Source organism: Mucilaginibacter lutimaris, assembly GCF_042676625.1.
Lineage (GTDB): Bacteria > Bacteroidota > Bacteroidia > Sphingobacteriales > Sphingobacteriaceae > Mucilaginibacter > Mucilaginibacter lutimaris.
Genome location: NZ_JBHTIA010000003.1, coordinates 35006 through 50861, shown reverse-complemented (window position 1 = coordinate 50861; position 15856 = coordinate 35006). Strand labels below are relative to the sequence as shown.

Genomic DNA, 15856 nt, shown 5'->3' with positions numbered 1-15856 from the left:
AGCAATATTGAACGCCGCCTTTCTTGCAATCAATTCAAATACTAACCAATAGATCACCTCAATACCAACCATTTACATCATAGATAAAAACTATATCATATAGATTTTTAAGATAAGCTGTCAAGCCCCTTTTTGCCTATATTTGTTGCATAAATTTTAACAAAACAACCATTATGTTAACGATAGGACAAAAATTTCCTCAATTTTCTAAAACCGCAGTAGTTAGTCTTGAAAAAGGTAAAGAGTTTGAAACATTAACTTCTGACTACCTGGTTAACGACGACAACGTTTGGACCGTAATGTTCTGGTGGCCAAAAGATTTCACTTTTGTATGCCCTACCGAAATAGCTGAGTTCAACAAAAACTTCGGTGAATTCCGCGACCGCGAAACCCGCCTTATTGGTGCATCAACCGACAGCGAGTTTGTACACGCTGCCTGGAGAACCCACCACGACGACCTGCGCGACCTTAAATTCCCGATGCTTGCCGATACGTCAAAATCATTAGCAGAAGAGCTTGGTATTTTAGAACCAAACGAAAAAATAGCTTACCGTGCTACATTTATTATTGACCCTACCGGCATTATCCGTTGGGTATCTGTTAACGACCTTAACGTTGGCCGTAACGTTAAAGAAGTTTTACGTGTGCTTGATGGTTTACAAACCGACGAGCTTTGCCCTTGTAACTGGGAAAAAGGCCAGGAAACTTTAACAGCGTAATTAACCTTAAAAGGTTTATAAATTAGCCACAGAGCACACTGAGAGAAAACCACAAAGTACACAGAGAAATACCTTTGTGCCCTCTGTGAAAACTCTGTGTTTTCTGTGGTTATTTTTTTAACATTTAATATCTACTAACATGAGCGAAAGCACCGAAATAGTACAGGAACTGCTGGAAACAACAGGCCTCGATAAAACATACCGCACCCCGGCCATAAGCCTTTTAGAAGCCGGCGAATCGCGCTACCTGCGTGATCTGAAACTGAATTTTACAAGCACCTTAATATCCGAGCATTTAAGCGCTAAAGAATGCGCCTTATTGGGTTTAAGCACTGCCGCTAATAACCAAAACGGGCCGCTTGTTGCTTACTACACTAATATCGCGAAGCAAAATGAAGCTACCGATGCTGATGTAGCTGAAGCCATTGGATGCGCATCGTTACTGGCATCAAACAATATCTTTTACCGTTTCAGGCACTTTACACAAAAGGAAAAATACACCCAAATACCGGCACGCATACGCATGCAGCTAATGATGAAACCTGTTACCGGGAAAGAGTTTTTTGAATTGATGAGCCTGGCCATATCGGCAGTTAACGGCTGCGAAATGTGTGTTAACGCGCACGAAGATTCGTTAATAAAATTAGGCACTACCGAAGAGCGGATATTTGATGCCGTTAGGATAGCCTCATTGGTAACAGCAACCGGCAAAATTATTTTCTAATTAAAACAAAGATTTTCGGTTTGTTTAAAAATAATCTCTGTTAAAATTTTAATTTGTTGATTTAAAACACTTATTTTTAACACTTAGATTATTACGAATCCCGGTCACCATTATAATTTTATAGTTATAATGTCGGTAACCGGGAGGAATACAAATTTAATTGTTGATTTTTTGGAAAAGCCATTCCGTTCGTAAGAACAGAATGGCTTTGTTTTTAGTGGGAATCTGCCACAGCCTTTAGCTTTTTAAACGGCTGCAGGTATAGTAATGGTATCGAGAACAGCATGATCAACCCCGAGATCCAGTAGGCATCATCGTAACTTAACAGCATGGTTTGCCTTATAACGGTTCCCTCAATAGCAGCATAGGCCATATGTGTAGCGTCAAGTACCGATTTACCCTTAGCTATAAAACCCTGGGTAAGCATGTGCAGCCTTTCGGTAAACGCGGGGTTATAAGGGTTAACATGTTCTATCAGTGTGCTCCTGTGGAAACCCTGGCGAATGTGTATAATGGTTGTTAAGGCCGCTATACCAAATGAACCGCCCAATTGGCGCATCATGTTGTTCAAGCCGGAGCCTTGCCCAAGTTCGGGTCCTTTCAGGTCGGCCATGGCAAGTGTAGTTAATGGCACAAATAACAAGGCCATACCAACACCGCGTATCAACAATGGTATCAATACATCTCTTTCGCCTGTTGCCAGGGTAGAGTTGCTCAGCATCCAGGTAAATACAAAGAACAGGAACATACCACCGGTTGCCATAAATTGCGCGGGGATACCTTTGTTAAGCATCTTACCAATAAACGGCATCATAAATATGGTACATAGCCCGCCGGGGAATAACAGCTCGCCCGTTTGCTGCGCGTTAAACCCAAGCAAATTTTGACAGAACACCGGGAACACAAACACCGACCCATACAACCCAAAACCAAGTATAAAGGAGGTAAACATACCCACCGCGAAACTGCGGTGCCGCATTATACCAAAGTTTACAATAGGGTGCTCGGTACTTAACTCCCGCCAGATAAATAGTAACGTACCTAAAACGGCTGTAACAGTTAAAACCACAATATAGGTTGTAGCAAACCAGTCTTCCGACTCGCCTTTTTCAAGGATGGTTTGCAAACTGCCAACAGCAACCGCTAATAAGCCAATGCCCCACCAGTCAATAGGCCGCTTTTCGGCTTTTGGTGTTTCGTTAATAAACGTATAGGCAAGGAACGCGGCAAGCGCCCCTACAGGTAAGTTCACGTAAAAGATCCACGGCCAAGAATAGTTCTCAGTTATCCAGCCACCTATGGTTGGGCCAACTGTAGGGCCTACTACCGCGCCTAAACCAAATAAGGCTGTAGCGGTACCAATTTGTTCGCGCGGCCAGGTCTCTATCAGGATGGTTTGACCGGTAGATATTAAGCCCCCACCCGCAATACCCTGCAGAATACGGAAGATAACCAGTTCATCAAGCGAGGTGGCGTTACCACAAAGGAAAGATGCGATGGTAAATACGATGATAGATGTAAGGAAATACTGCTTACGGCCAAAACGCCCGCCAAGCCATCCCGACATGGGGAGTATAATAACGTTTGCTACAGCATAACCTGTAACCACCCAGGCAATATCCTCTAAGGTTGCACCAAGGTTACCCTGTATATGCGGTATAGCAACGTTTACAATGGTGGTGTCGATAAGCTCAAGCAACGACGCCATAATTACCGTAATGGTAATAATCCATTTTTTAAAGCCAGTTTCAGCCATGTTATTTAGTCTTTTGTAATTACCGAAACGTCAACGCTCATACCCGGGCGTAGTTTCGCTATCTCTTCTTTGCTGCCGGTGATCTTGATTTTAACAGGCACGCGTTGTACAACTTTTACGAAGTTACCGGTAGCATTATCCGGCGGCAGTAATGAGAATTTAGCACCTGTAGCAGGCGAAAAATTGTAAACTGTACCTTCAATTTTAAGATCGGGGTAAGCATCAACCTTAAGGTCAACCTTTAAACCGTTCTTAATATTTTCTAACTGGGTTTCTTTAAAGTTGGCGGTAACATAAATACTGTTATCGTTCACTACAGAGAATAACGTTTGCCCTGCCTGTACCAACTGGCCAACCTGCACATTCTTTTTAGCCACTACACCACTCGCAGGCGATTTAATATTGGTATATGATAACTGTAGTTTGGCGTAATCAATATCAACCTGTCTTTGGCTTACACCAGTGTTGGTAACCTTTAACTGGCTGCGGCTGGTGGCAATTTGCTCAACAGCGGCTTTGTATTTATCGCGTGACGCGTTGTAGTTTGCCTGTGCCACTTCAAGATCGGCCTTTGCCTGGTCAAATTGCTGGCGGGTAACAGATCCGTCCTGAACCAGGTTAGCATAACGGTCGTAATCCTTACGTACCTTATCTAAACGTGCTTTAGCAGATGCTACCTCGGCCTTAGCGCTTGACGAGTTTGCGGCAGTGCTCGAGATCTGCGATTCGCCTACATTAATGTTTGCGCTTGCACCAACCTGCGCGGCCTGTGCCTGCTCTAATTTTACTTTGTAATCGCGGTCGTCAATCTTTACCAGTAACTGGCCTTTGTTAACGTGCGTGTTTTCTTCAAACATGATGCTGTCTACATAGCCGCCAACACGCGCCACAACCGGGCTTATGTCGCCATCTATCTGCGCATCATCAGTATCTACGTGCTTACTGAAGTATATATATTCTTTTACTCCAAATATGATACCCCCTAAAAGAACTACCCCTAAAATTATAGGAAGTACCTTATTTTTCTTTTTAGGTTCTGCTTCTTGTGTTTCCTTTGCCATCGCTTATATTGTAATTATTTGTTAAGTTTTCCTGTTGATTTTAATAATGTATAGTATGCAAGGCCTGCATCGGCTTTTGCCAGTTCCAGGTTTATTTCTGCCTGGTAAAGTAAGGTTTGTGCATCAGCACGATCAATTGATGATGATATGTTGCTGCGGTATTTATTTTCGAGGATGCGGTTGTTTTCCTGCGCCTGGTTTATAGAGGTTTGCAGCAGGGCTATCCTGTCTAAAGCGGCTTTATAGTTCTGGTAGCTTTGGTTAACTTCATTTTTAATGTTATCCATGGTGATGCCGCGGTTAATAACCACCTCTTCGCGCTGTAGTTTAGCTTCGTTAACCTTGTTCTTGTTTGTCCAAAGGGTTCCGAAATCCCATCCCACGGTTAAACCTATAGATATTGGGGTAATGTAATTACCGCTTTTAGGCAGTGGGTTTGCAGATGTACCTACATAGTAAGCACTGCCCGATGCCGACAGCGTTGGCAATGTATTTGCCTTTATGTTTTTGATATTTATATCGGCAACCTGTGTGCGTAAGTCTAACTGTTTAAACTCGGGGCGATTGGTCATGGCCGAATCAAGGTAGCTTGTAAGCGGCAACGCGGTACGGTCTGCTTCAACTATCTGCGCTATGTTTAGCTGTGTAGTTTCGGGCAAGCCTAAAAGGATATTCATATTATAGTTAATAATACGGCGGTTATTTTCCAGGTCAATTCCGTTTAGCTCGATGTTTGAGCGCTGTAACTGGAAACGTAAAACATCATTTTTGGTAACCAGGCCCTGGTCAAAAAAGCGCTGCGATTGTTTAATCTGCGCATCAATGGTAGCCAAGTTTTGCTCAACCACTTTTTTGCTTTGCAGCACCTTGTACAGGTTGTAGTATGAGTCGATAATATTGTACGCTATCTGGTCTTTGTCGTTAACAGCATCTAAACGGGCAACCTCGGTTAACAGGTTGGTTGACTGGCGAGCATACTTTAATTTATTACCCGAAAAAATAACCTGGTTTAATGATAGCGTACCCAGGTAAGCATTAGCGCTTGTAGGCAGCGATAAACTTTCTTCGCCAAAATTTAATTTATTGGCAGGTATTTGGGCGCGATTGTAGCCAAAACTTGCTTTACCTGTTGGTAACGAGCGGTCCCTGGCCTGCTGGTATTGAGATACAGCCTGGTCTATGCGCGATTGTGAAAGTTTAAGCACTTTGCTGTTTTCAATCCCCAGCTTAAGGGCCTCCTCCAGTGTAAGGGTTTTGTCCTGCGCGGCGGCGGGGTTGGCAATTAGCAATGCCAGTAACAGCATGGCCAAACTACCCGCGGCCCTTAGGGCTTTGTTTAGTTGTGAGGGTTTCAAGTGTGTATTATTTATTGTTGTCATTTTCATTTTGCAAGTAAGCTTTTAACAATGTTTTCATATACTTTTTAAAACGGGGCTTAAGCAGGTCATTCTGAACGTCTACGTCCAGCACATCATAGCCAAGCACCTTTGAAGATATATGCGGGGTATTTATGATATAATTTTTTGTACCGAAGATGGTAGCTACCAAAAGCTGCTGGTCGGCATCCTTATTAAAATCTCCTTTTTTAATGCCTTCTGCTATGATGCCCAGAAAAACATTTACGTTTTTCATCATAATATCCGTTATCTGGTCGGTAAGGTCGCTTTTCTTCGCTTTAGAGATCTCGCGGTTAAGCATAATGTGAAAGCAGTTGTTTGTTACCACCTTATCTATGTAGTTATCGAGATACTTGTCGAGCTTTTCCCAGGAGTTGATGCTGTCATCGTTACCTATACTAAGCAGCACGGATTGAAAATTGCTGATGCGGCGATCAAAAATTGCCAGAAATACCCCTTCTTTAGAACCGAAGTAATAATTAAGCATAGCCATGTTAACCCCGGCCTCGCCTGATATCATACGGGTTGATGCACCATCGTACCCCTGTTCGGCGAAAACACGCTCGGCAACATCGAGTATGTGGTCTTTTTTATCTACTTTATCCTTTTCCATTCTTATTGTTTGTCGGGTGCAAAATTAATTAATCGATTGATTAATTAAAGTTTCTTTTATCATCCAATTGTAATTTCAATCAATCGATTAAATAATAAGGATTTGATAATTTATGACGGAATAATTATCATACCAAATATTGCGTAAACACTTGTTTCAGATATATTTGTGGCCATGAAGCGAATACTGCCTATAACCCTTGTATTGTTTTTAGTGTACTCAACCGCGTTTTCGCAAACCGCACCACCATCAGATATTGGGACTATATTACAGAACCTTAAAAAGCTAAATGTGCTTGGCAGCGTGCTATATATTGCCGCCCACCCCGATGATGAGAATACCCGGTTGCTGGGTTACCTGGCCCAGGAAAAACACTATCGTACCGGCTACCTTTCGCTTACCCGCGGAGATGGCGGGCAAAACCTGATAGGTACCGAGCAAGGCGAACTTTTAGGGTTGATACGTACGCAGGAGTTATTAGCTGCCCGCCGCACCGACGGGGCGGAACAATTTTTTAGCAGAGCTAATGATTTTGGCTTCTCCAAAAATCCGGAAGAGACCCTGAAGTTTTGGGATAAAGATAAAGTACTGGGCGATATGGTTTGGGTGATCCGCAGGTTTAGGCCCGATGTAATGATCTGCCGTTTCCCTACAACCGGAGAGGGCGGGCACGGTAACCACACCGCATCGGCTATACTGGCTCAGGAAGCTTTTACAGCTGCCGCCGACCCAAAGCGCTACCCCGAGCAATTAAAATACACCACCGTTTGGCAGGCAAAGCGTTTGCTTTGGAATACATTCAGCTTTGGCTCGGTAAATACAACATCTCCCGATCAGTTTAAAATAAACGTGGGTGGCTACAACCCTATACTTGGTAAAAGCTATGGCGAGATAGCTGCCGAAAGCCGCAGTAACCACAAATCGCAAGGCTTTGGCTCGGCCAGGCAACGCGGCGATGCATTTGAATATTTTAAGACGATACTTGGCGATGCCCCAAAAACCGACCTGATGGATGGCGTTGATGTAACCTGGAACAGAACACCATTCGGTGCCCCGATAGCGCAAAAAATAACCGCCATTACCAAAGCCTTTAACACCGAAGCACCGCAGGCTTCTATACCCGCATTGGTTGCATTATTGGGCGATGTTGACCAGACCGTTGCCACTAATAAAGCTTTTATGACGGTTAGGCTTACCGAGCGTGCCAATACCGATTATGATTATTGGCACAAGCAAAAAACAAAAGAACTGAAAGATCTGATAGCCTCCTGCGCGGGATTATGGTTTGAGGCGTATGCCGATCAACCAACTTATGCCGTAGGCGATAAGTTACCAATTACCGCACAGCTCTTAACTCCATACAAACTCCCTATAAGTTCGTTAACAATCGATCCGGGGCAGGAGGTCTCAAGTGTTAGGGACAATAAAAACGGGGCGGTATTAGAGCCGAACAAATTAGTATCAATTAATTTGCCGTCTATTGAGCTACATAATATATCCCAACCTTATTGGCTTGAGGCACCTCACGGAATTGGTAGCTATACCCTTGCATACGATACTCAGGCAGGGCGTCCTGAAAACACTAATGTTCCTACGGCAATGTTTGAATTTGTTATAGATGGCAAAAAACTTATTTACTCAAGAAAGGTGATGTATAAATACGTAGACCCTGCCCGCGGCGAGATTTACCAGCCGTTAGAAATCACCCCGCCTGTTACCGCCAATATTGCCGAAAAAGTTTACGCTTTTAATAATACCCAACCACAAACGGTACAGATAAAACTAAAAAGCTTTAACAATGCAAGCGGCAGCATCAGCTTAAAACCATTGGCTGGTTGGAAAATCAGTCCGGCTAAAATTGATTATGCCGACAAAAAGAAAGGTGACGAGTGGACGGTAGCCTTTACCGTATCACCAACGGATAGTAAAACAAACACAGCCATATTGCAGGCAGAAGTTACAGCCAACGGCAAAACGTTTTCGCAGGGCTTGTTAGATATTCGCTACAATCATGTTCCTGCTATCACTATCTTTCCGCCAGCGCAGGCCAAACTTGTGAACATCGATCTGAAAACCGCAGGTAAAAAAATCGGCTACATTGCAGGCGCTGGCGATCTGATACCCGAATCGTTACGCGAAGTTGGTTATGATGTATATCAGCTAACCGAAAGCGAAATTATTAACGGCGACCTATCTGCCTATGATGCCATTGTTACCGGGGTGCGTGCCTATAATGTAAACGAACGCCTTGCCTACGAGCAGCCCAAACTAATGGAATACGTTAAGAACGGTGGCAACCTTGTAGTGCAATACAATAACAACAATGGCCTTGTTACCAAAAATATTGGCCCATACCCGTTCACGGTGGTTAACCAACGCGTAACCGAGGAAGATGCTAACGTAACCTTTACAGATGCCGCCAACCCGGTATTAAACTACCCCAACAAAATAACAGCAGCCGATTTTAACGACTGGATCCAGGAGCGGGGATTGTACTTTGCAGATAATATTGACAGCCAGTACAGTACTCCCCTTCAAATGAACGATACAGGTATGGCACCAAACAAAGGTTCGCTTATTGTAACAAATTTGGGCAAGGGGCGTTTTGTGTACACATCGCTGGCATTCTTCAGGCAATTGCCCGCGGGTGTGCCGGGCGCTTACAGGTTGTTTGTTAATTTGCTCAGCAAGCCTAAGAATTAGTAATTTCCATTAGGCATCAATACATTAATAACATAAATTTGCAACATCATACTTAATAAAATATTATGTCACATCATCATCACCCACATCACCACGAAGAAAAAAACTACGATTACGTATTTTACCTTGTTGCTTTAGTTGCAGGTATGTTTGTAGGTGCTATTGTTGAAAGAGGCTTTATCTGGATCCCTGTAGGTGGTGTTTTCGGTTTATTAACCGCTGCTCTATTTATCAAATTCCTGGTGAAAGGCCGTGAAGAGGTCTGAAAATAGCGATCTCCCATCTTTTATAAAAAACTGGAACCAGTTTTACGGTATAGTTATCGTATGGCTGGTTTTTTTAATTTTGGTATTTTGGCTCATCACTAAATCTTTTGAATGAGCTTAACCGACTGGATAGTACTGGGCACAACGCTGCTCGCCATTGTTATTTATGGCGTATGGAAAAGCGGCAGCAGTAAAAATATAGACCAATACCTGGGTAATCGCTCACTGCCGTGGTACCATGTGGGCTTATCAGTCATGGCAACCCAGGCCAGCGCTATAACTTTCCTGTCTGCCCCCGGGCAAGCCTACAGCGACGGGATGCGCTTTGTACAATTCTACTTTGGCCTTCCACTGGCCATGATCGTACTGTGTATTACCTTTGTCCCCATTTTTCACAAGTTAAAAGTATATACCGCGTACGAGTTTTTGGAGCAACGGTTTGACCTTAAAACCCGTGCCCTTACTTCTATTCTATTTCTCATTCAAAGGGGACTATCAACAGCTATTACCATTTATGCCCCGGCTATTATCCTTTCGGGCATCCTGCACATCAACACTACCTACACCACACTGTTTATAGGCGGCTTAGTACTTTTTTATACGGTTTATGGTGGTGCAAAGGCGGTATCGCACACTCAACTGCTTCAAATGAGCATCATTTTCGCAGGTATGTTTTTAGCGGGCGTATTTGTGGTGATGCTGTTACCAAATGCTGTTGGCTTTGGCAAAGCCATTAAGCTGGCGGGCAACCTTGGCCGAATGAACGTTATCGACTGGAAATTCGATGCCAATAACCGTTACAATATCTGGAGTGGTATTATAGGTGGTTTCTTCCTGCAGCTCTCCTATTTTGGTACCGACCAAAGCCAGGTTGGCCGATATTTAACCGGCAGCTCGGTGGGGCAAAGCAGGCTTGGGCTTATCATGAACGGCCTAATTAAAATACCCATGCAGTTTTTGATACTGCTGATAGGGGTGCTTGTTTTTAGTTTTTATCAGTTTAACCGCCCGCCCGTTTTCTTTAACAATTACGAGGTAGAGCAGGTAAAAAAGAGCCAATATGCACCGCAGTTTAACGCCGCCGAGAAACAATATGAAGATGCCTTCGCACAAAAAAAGATAAAGACCGAGGAGCTTATAAAAGCGTTTGAAAGCGACGATGAATCGCGGATTTTAAACGCTAAAAATGACCTAAAAGCGTCCGAAAAACATACTGATACCATCCGGCAAAGCGCAATTAACATTATTAAAAAAAGCAGCGGCAATAACACTGTTAATGACACCAATTATGTGTTTTTAACCTTTGTTATACACTACTTGCCAAAAGGACTTATCGGCCTGCTCATCGCTATCATCTTCCTGGCATCTATGGGCTCTACGGCCAGCGGGCTAAACGCACTGGCATCAACAACAGTTATCGACATTTACAAACGCATCCTAAAACCCGGCGAAACCGAACAACGTTATGTGAACGCCTCCCGATTGGCAACCGTATTTTGGGGGTTGGTTTGTATAGGCATGGCTTTGTACGCAAGTAAGATCGGCAACCTCTTAGAGGCCGTGAATCAGTTAGGGTCTTACATTTATGGTACTATCCTGGGCGTGTTTATTGTGGCGTTCTACATCAAAAACATTAAGGGTACACCTGTATTTGTAGCGGCAGTAATTACTGAAGCTATCATTTGTGTAATGGGTTATTACGAAACGGTGGCTTATTTGTGGTTAAATGCCATTGGCTGTATAGCGGTTATTATTATTGCTGCTGTTTTAAATAAATTTACAAACGTCAAACCGGCAACCGCTTAGTAAAAGCACATCAAAACAAACACATCGGGCATTTTAGCATTTGTACTATATTAAGTATGAAAGCTCAAAACAATGCATCTATTTACAGCGCCCTTGCTGCTAACCTGTTAATTGCTGTAACTAAGTTTATTGCAGGCGGCTTTACCAATAGCTCGTCTATGATATCAGAGGGGATCCACTCTATGGTTGATACCGTAAATCAGGTTTTACTTTTATACGGATTAAAACGCAGCCATAAACAACCGGATATAAGCCACCCATTCGGGTATGGCAAAGAGCTTTATTTTTGGTCGTTTGTTGTATCTATCCTCATATTTGGCTTGGGTGGCGGCATTTCTATTTACCAGGGGATAAACCATATCATCAAGCCCGAAGAATTGGGCGACCCATTCTGGAACTATATTGTACTTGCTTCGTCATTCGTTTTTGAGGGGGCGTCACTTGTAATAGCCATTAAAGAATTTAACAAGGTGCGCAACGGACAAAGCTGGTGGTCGGCAATTGTAAAAAGTAAAGATCCATCAAGCTTTTTGGTACTGTTTGAAGATGGAGCCGCAGTATTGGGCCTAACCATTGTTTTTGTATTTATGCTGATAGGCCATAACTACAACATGCCTTATATGGATGGTATAGCATCGGTATTGGTGGGTATACTGCTGGTTTTCGTATCGGCCATATTGGCCCGCGAAAGCCGGAGCCTGCTGATGGGCGAAGGTATAGCCCGAGATACCCAACATAAAATACGCCTGCTGGCCGAGCAGGACCAGGCAGTTATCCGGGTGGTAAATGTGCTATCCACCTACCAGGCGCCGGATGATGTTATACTGATGCTTATAATAGAGTTTGATCCGGATATCGATACCGAAGACATCACCGCATCTATTGAACGTGTGCGATTGGCCATTAAAACAGCATTCCCGTTAATAAAGCTTGTATTTGTGCAACCCCAAACCTATACCCGCATCCCGAGCAGTTTATTTCAAATAAAAAAGCCTTAAACTTTTGGTTTAAGGCTTACGCTTTATGTATGCTTAAATTAGTCTTTAGCCTGGCCAATAACCGCTTCGTTAAGGCGAACGTACTCGTCGTCGTCACTTTCTTTAGCCAGCTTTATACCTTCCTGCGCAGTTGCAATCGCGGCGGCTTTATTACCCATCTTTAATTGTACGCGCGCTTTCCATAATTTAAACCATGGCGCTTTAGGCTCAAGCTTCTCGGCTTCTAAAGCCCATTGCATAGCCTTTTTAAGATCTTTATCGTTCTCGTAATAATACTGTATAGCATTAAAATATGGGCGCTTCTTAATATCGCCCTGCATTAATTTTTCGATGTTAGCGGTAATTTGCGCGTCATCATCGGTCTGCATATGTATAGGCACCGCAGTACGGTCCCAAATAATATACATGTCTGTACTTTTGGTGGTAGAGTTAGCAAACGCTATAGTAAAGGTTTCGCGCTTTTCTTTTACATCTATTGGTTTAACGCTAAAGCGCAATAGGTCGTCGGCTTGTTTGTAGCTGTATGCGCCCCATTGCTTAACAGTTTTATTAAGGATGATGGTCCAGTTATTTTTTTCGGGAATGCTAAATAAAGAGTAGGTACCGGCAGGTACTTTATTGCCCTCTACCAAAACGTTTTCGCTAAAAGTAATTGTTGTGGCCCAGTTAGCGCCGGTGCGCCAAACTTGCCCGTAAGGGTTAATGCCACCAAATATCTTGCGGCCTTTAACGTTTGGGCGAGAGTAAGTTATGCTTATTTTACCAAGGCCAAAATCTTGTATGATGGTTTGTGTAGAGCTTGCTTCAGGAATGCGGGGCTCCTGCTGCGCGTACGTATTTAAAGTTACACATGCTATAAGCATGGTAAATAAGTATGTAACCGTTTTTTTCATTAGTATAATTTAGTACTAAGGTAGTAATTGTATGATGAATTTTTAGTGAAAAGGTTTAACAAGGCTTGAGGGGGCGCCCTAAAAAAATAAAAGCCTCCCAACCTTGCGTCGGGAGACTTTCAACCTAAACCTTATCACAATTAACCGGCAAGATTGCCGGTATGCTCAATTAGTTACAAATACTATACCAAACTTTAACAAAATCTTAATTTTGTTTTAAATGTGTCCACATGACACAAAAAGGCTGTTTTTACAATAAATTAATATGCTGTTAATTTAGCAGGCACTGTCAAGTGTCGGCCAATTTATACACAAAACCTGACAGCTATTGCCCTTTTGCCAGCGTTTTACGACGCAAATAATAGTCTAAAAGGAATAGACCCATTACTAAATCGAAAAATAAAAAGCCTTTTATAAAAGGGCCGTTAAAATAACTTGATAAGTGCACGGCTTTTAAATTTAACTCTACAGGCATTTTTAATCCGCTCCCCCTTGCTCCCGACCAATCTACCGAGCTTAATGCATATACCAGCATAGCTGCTATGGTAATTATAAAAAACGCTGCAATGCCTGTTATGATCCGTTTATTTATAGTGGCCTTAAGCGGGTCCATGGCTTTTTCGGAACGAATGGTTTCCATAACATTATACGTGAATGCCATAGATGGCTCATCAAGTTCCATGGATTTGAACTCGGTATTAAGCTGTAATAATTCATTGTATTTGGTACGGTATATTTCATCCTGCTCAATAAGCAAAGCAACAGCCTGCTTATCGGCCTCGGGCAGCGTTCCATCAATGTAGTTCCAAAGTTTTTCTTCTATACTGTTCATATCAGTTCGTTAACTTCGTGTTTTAAATTACGCTCCAGCTTTTCCTTCAAACGCTGGCGCGCCCTAAATAGTTTTACCTTAACGGTGTTGGCCTCAATTCCCATAACCTTTGCAATTTCTTCTAAAGATTGTTCGCCTTTGTAAAACATGGTTATTATTATAGCATCATCCGGTAAAAGCTGTTCAATAGCCTGGTTTAAGTAATACGACCGCGATTTATTCTCTACGTTATATTCATCATAACCGCCCGGTTTGCTTTCTATCTGTATGTAGCTTTCATCAGCATCTATCGAATGTGTGTCCAATCTTTTCTTTCGCAAAAAAGTCATGGCCGTTGTGTAAACAATACTGTACAACCATGTGCTAAATTTTGACTGCTGCTGAAATGAGCTTAGCGATTTGTAAGCCTTTATAAAGCAATCTTGCGCAATCTCTTCGGCATCCTCGCGCCCTTTTGCAAAACGCAGGGCCAAAGTAAACACAAACCGCTGATGGCGCTTTACCAGATCGGCATAGGCCGACTGGTTGCCATTTAAGGTTTGCTCTATTAGCTCAATATCCGTAAGGTTGTTATGCATATTATACAAACACTTTGACTACACGCGAGAAGATCAGGTTACACGCGATTTTTGATTTCAGATGTTCGATTTCGGATCTATATAAATATACGTTGATTTTAGATTTATACGGTAATGGTATTATTGACTGAACATAAACGCCGAAACAAAATCGGTAGAATGTATAAGGGTTTTACAAATAATTCATGTCGGCCAATCCGATATCGAATATCTGAAATCTAAATATTTTTTCTTCCGGGGTGTAACCTCTTTAAAAACACTGTGGTCATAGCTTACAAATACACCGCAATGGTGCAACACAAACAAAAAAAATTAACTCATTAAAATTTAAATATCATGGAAGATAGCGTATTAGTAGCCATTTGCTTTTTGGGATTTTTCTCCCTTATTTTCGGAATTTTTTACATCAGGAACCGCGAACGCATGGCCATGATAGAGCGTGGTATGGACCCGCGCAACTACAAGCCCAAACCGGCACCTTACCAAAACCTTACATGGGGCCTGCTATTAATTGGCGCCGGTTTAGGTTTGTTCCTGGCTTATGTGCTTGACCGCACCGTGTTTGTACAAACCGAACGCGAGAACGAAGCCATTTACTTTGCACTAATAGCCGTATTTGGCGGCCTTGGCCTGGTACTATCGTACCGTATAGAAAAAAAGGAAGTGTTAGATAAAATGCCTAATTAAAGTAAAAGTAGGGGTTATATATACAAGAACAGGGCTGGGGTGGCCCTGTTTTTTTTGTATTGAATATTAAAATATAACTACATTTATAGTAATAAACTAAACCCTATGAAAAAGAACCTACTACTATCCTTACTGGTGGCTGCAAGCCTATCGGCAGGTGCACAAACCTTAGAGAAAAAAGCAAGAATAAATGACGATGCAGAGGCAGTTTATCATGTAAACCGCGAAACGCGTTCAAAAGATGGCATTTTTGCTGTTCAAAACCCTAAAACAGAAACCTTGTGGGCGCAGGGAAATTATAAAAATGATGAACGTACCGGCAACTGGAATTTTTTTAATAAAGACTTTCAGTTAGCAATGCGTTACAACTACGACCAAAAGAAAGTTGCGTTTATAAATAAAGATGAGCTAACCAATGTTACCGTAAAAATTTTAAGTAACGATAATGAAGTTAAAAACAACGCTACCGCCCCACTGCCAATATGTTCGATGGATTATTACCTGATGACCTTAGCCAATAGCCTTAAATCTATTGAAGATGACGGAAAGGGCGTAAATACTGAGCTTGTTGCACATGTTGGTGCAGATGGCAAAGCTACTTACACCGTTTCTTTCCTTATTAATGGTAAAAAAACCAATGAGCAAAAGCTAAATGTATTGGGCGATAAGTTTGCTATTGACTGGGTACCCAGTATGTACCACAACAAACCCATTGATTCGGAATTTATTGTTTACGCTAACATCACCGGCAGCCAGCCGGAGTTTGATCAAACAAAAAGGTTGCGTTTAGATAATTAGTACCGCAAAATAACACGGGCTTATC

General features: G+C 42.5%; 15 protein-coding genes. 8 read left to right on the top strand and 7 right to left on the bottom strand.

Annotation, left to right across the window (positions count from 1 at the left end; all coding sequences use genetic code 11):
- The first annotated feature begins 173 nt into the window (after nt 1-173).
- Both ACFQZI_RS01015 and ACFQZI_RS01010 read left to right on the top strand, forming a co-directional pair.
- Nucleotides 174-719 carry a peroxiredoxin gene (locus tag ACFQZI_RS01015; RefSeq protein WP_377137471.1) on the top strand — a complete coding sequence of 182 codons (546 nt, stop codon included), beginning with the start codon at nt 174-176 and terminating at the stop codon, nt 717-719.
- A 139-nt stretch (nt 720-858) separates the two neighbouring features.
- Nucleotides 859-1443: a carboxymuconolactone decarboxylase family protein gene (locus tag ACFQZI_RS01010; protein ID WP_377137469.1), complete on the top strand. Its 585-nt coding sequence runs from the start codon at nt 859-861 to the stop codon at nt 1441-1443.
- A 214-nt stretch (nt 1444-1657) separates the two neighbouring features.
- Here the strand turns inward: ACFQZI_RS01010 and ACFQZI_RS01005 are convergent, their stop codons facing one another.
- From ACFQZI_RS01005 to ACFQZI_RS00990, 4 genes are read right to left on the bottom strand one after another with little or no spacing between them, the layout of a single operon-like run.
- Nucleotides 1658-3199 (bottom strand): DHA2 family efflux MFS transporter permease subunit, encoded by a 1542-nt coding sequence (locus tag ACFQZI_RS01005; protein ID WP_377137467.1) that lies wholly within the window; start codon nt 3197-3199, stop codon nt 1658-1660.
- A gap of 5 nt (nt 3200-3204) precedes the next feature.
- Nucleotides 3205-4260 (bottom strand): HlyD family secretion protein, encoded by a 1056-nt coding sequence (locus ACFQZI_RS01000; RefSeq protein WP_377137465.1) that lies wholly within the window; start codon nt 4258-4260, stop codon nt 3205-3207.
- A 14-nt stretch (nt 4261-4274) separates the two neighbouring features.
- Entirely contained in the window at nt 4275-5615 is a 1341-nt protein-coding gene (locus ACFQZI_RS00995; protein WP_377137463.1) for a TolC family protein, read from the bottom strand.
- 7 nt (nt 5616-5622) lie between these two features.
- A complete protein-coding gene (locus ACFQZI_RS00990; RefSeq protein WP_377137461.1) occupies nt 5623-6270 on the bottom strand; it encodes a TetR/AcrR family transcriptional regulator in 648 nt (215 codons plus the stop codon).
- A gap of 174 nt (nt 6271-6444) precedes the next feature.
- Here ACFQZI_RS00990 and ACFQZI_RS00985 point away from each other — a divergent pair, with 174 nt between their 5' ends.
- The 4 genes from ACFQZI_RS00985 (at nt 6445) to ACFQZI_RS00970 (ending at nt 12043) form a co-directional block, all read left to right on the top strand.
- Complete coding sequence (locus tag ACFQZI_RS00985; protein ID WP_377137459.1) at nt 6445-8973, top strand: PIG-L family deacetylase; 2529 nt, start codon at nt 6445-6447, stop codon at nt 8971-8973.
- 65 nt (nt 8974-9038) lie between these two features.
- Entirely contained in the window at nt 9039-9239 is a 201-nt protein-coding gene (locus ACFQZI_RS00980) for a hypothetical protein (RefSeq protein ID WP_377137457.1), read from the top strand.
- Nucleotides 9240-9350: 111 nt separating this feature from the next.
- Nucleotides 9351-11045, top strand: coding sequence for a sodium:solute symporter (locus ACFQZI_RS00975; RefSeq protein ID WP_377137455.1), 1695 nt, complete (start codon nt 9351-9353; stop codon nt 11043-11045).
- Nucleotides 11046-11101: 56 nt separating this feature from the next.
- Nucleotides 11102-12043, top strand: coding sequence for a cation diffusion facilitator family transporter (locus tag ACFQZI_RS00970; protein ID WP_377137453.1), 942 nt, complete (start codon nt 11102-11104; stop codon nt 12041-12043).
- A gap of 38 nt (nt 12044-12081) precedes the next feature.
- On the opposite strand, the gene ACFQZI_RS00965 is transcribed toward ACFQZI_RS00970, so the two are convergent.
- From ACFQZI_RS00965 to ACFQZI_RS00955, 3 genes are all read right to left on the bottom strand, one after another.
- On the bottom strand, nt 12082-12936 hold the full coding sequence (locus ACFQZI_RS00965; RefSeq protein ID WP_377137451.1) for a DUF2911 domain-containing protein: 855 nt from the start codon (nt 12934-12936) through the stop codon (nt 12082-12084).
- Between the two features lie 325 nt (nt 12937-13261).
- Complete coding sequence (locus ACFQZI_RS00960; protein ID WP_377137449.1) at nt 13262-13768, bottom strand: hypothetical protein; 507 nt, start codon at nt 13766-13768, stop codon at nt 13262-13264.
- Nucleotides 13765-14346 (bottom strand): RNA polymerase sigma factor, encoded by a 582-nt coding sequence (locus ACFQZI_RS00955; RefSeq protein ID WP_377137447.1) that lies wholly within the window; start codon nt 14344-14346, stop codon nt 13765-13767. The genes ACFQZI_RS00960 and ACFQZI_RS00955 overlap by 4 nt, the downstream gene beginning before the upstream one ends.
- A 336-nt stretch (nt 14347-14682) precedes the next feature.
- On the opposite strand from ACFQZI_RS00955, the gene ACFQZI_RS00950 reads away from it, so the two are divergent.
- A complete protein-coding gene (locus tag ACFQZI_RS00950; RefSeq protein ID WP_377137445.1) occupies nt 14683-15033 on the top strand; it encodes a DUF6249 domain-containing protein in 351 nt (116 codons plus the stop codon).
- Between the two features lie 105 nt (nt 15034-15138).
- Complete coding sequence (locus tag ACFQZI_RS00945) at nt 15139-15831, top strand: hypothetical protein (protein WP_377137443.1); 693 nt, start codon at nt 15139-15141, stop codon at nt 15829-15831.
- Nucleotides 15832-15856: the final 25 nt, after the last annotated feature.

Bases quoted from the DNA above. Each gene is read 5' to 3' on its own strand.
- ACFQZI_RS00980 (WP_377137457.1), top strand. From the start codon at position 9,039: ATGTCACATCATCATCACCCACATCACCACGAAGAAAAAAACTACGAT.
- ACFQZI_RS00945 (WP_377137443.1), top strand. From the start codon at position 15,139: ATGAAAAAGAACCTACTACTATCCTTACTGGTGGCTGCAAGCCTATCG.
- ACFQZI_RS00990 (WP_377137461.1), bottom strand. From the start codon at position 6,270: ATGGAAAAGGATAAAGTAGATAAAAAAGACCACATACTCGATGTTGCC.
- ACFQZI_RS00970 (WP_377137453.1), top strand. From the start codon at position 11,102: ATGAAAGCTCAAAACAATGCATCTATTTACAGCGCCCTTGCTGCTAAC.
- ACFQZI_RS00965 (WP_377137451.1), bottom strand. From the start codon at position 12,936: ATGAAAAAAACGGTTACATACTTATTTACCATGCTTATAGCATGTGTA.
- ACFQZI_RS00975 (WP_377137455.1), top strand. From the start codon at position 9,351: ATGAGCTTAACCGACTGGATAGTACTGGGCACAACGCTGCTCGCCATT.
- ACFQZI_RS00950 (WP_377137445.1), top strand. From the start codon at position 14,683: ATGGAAGATAGCGTATTAGTAGCCATTTGCTTTTTGGGATTTTTCTCC.
- ACFQZI_RS01010 (WP_377137469.1), top strand. From the start codon at position 859: ATGAGCGAAAGCACCGAAATAGTACAGGAACTGCTGGAAACAACAGGC.
- ACFQZI_RS01000 (WP_377137465.1), bottom strand. From the start codon at position 4,260: ATGGCAAAGGAAACACAAGAAGCAGAACCTAAAAAGAAAAATAAGGTA.
- ACFQZI_RS01005 (WP_377137467.1), bottom strand. From the start codon at position 3,199: ATGGCTGAAACTGGCTTTAAAAAATGGATTATTACCATTACGGTAATT.
- ACFQZI_RS00960 (WP_377137449.1), bottom strand. From the start codon at position 13,768: ATGAACAGTATAGAAGAAAAACTTTGGAACTACATTGATGGAACGCTG.
- ACFQZI_RS00985 (WP_377137459.1), top strand. From the start codon at position 6,445: ATGAAGCGAATACTGCCTATAACCCTTGTATTGTTTTTAGTGTACTCA.
- ACFQZI_RS01015 (WP_377137471.1), top strand. From the start codon at position 174: ATGTTAACGATAGGACAAAAATTTCCTCAATTTTCTAAAACCGCAGTA.
- ACFQZI_RS00955 (WP_377137447.1), bottom strand. From the start codon at position 14,346: ATGCATAACAACCTTACGGATATTGAGCTAATAGAGCAAACCTTAAAT.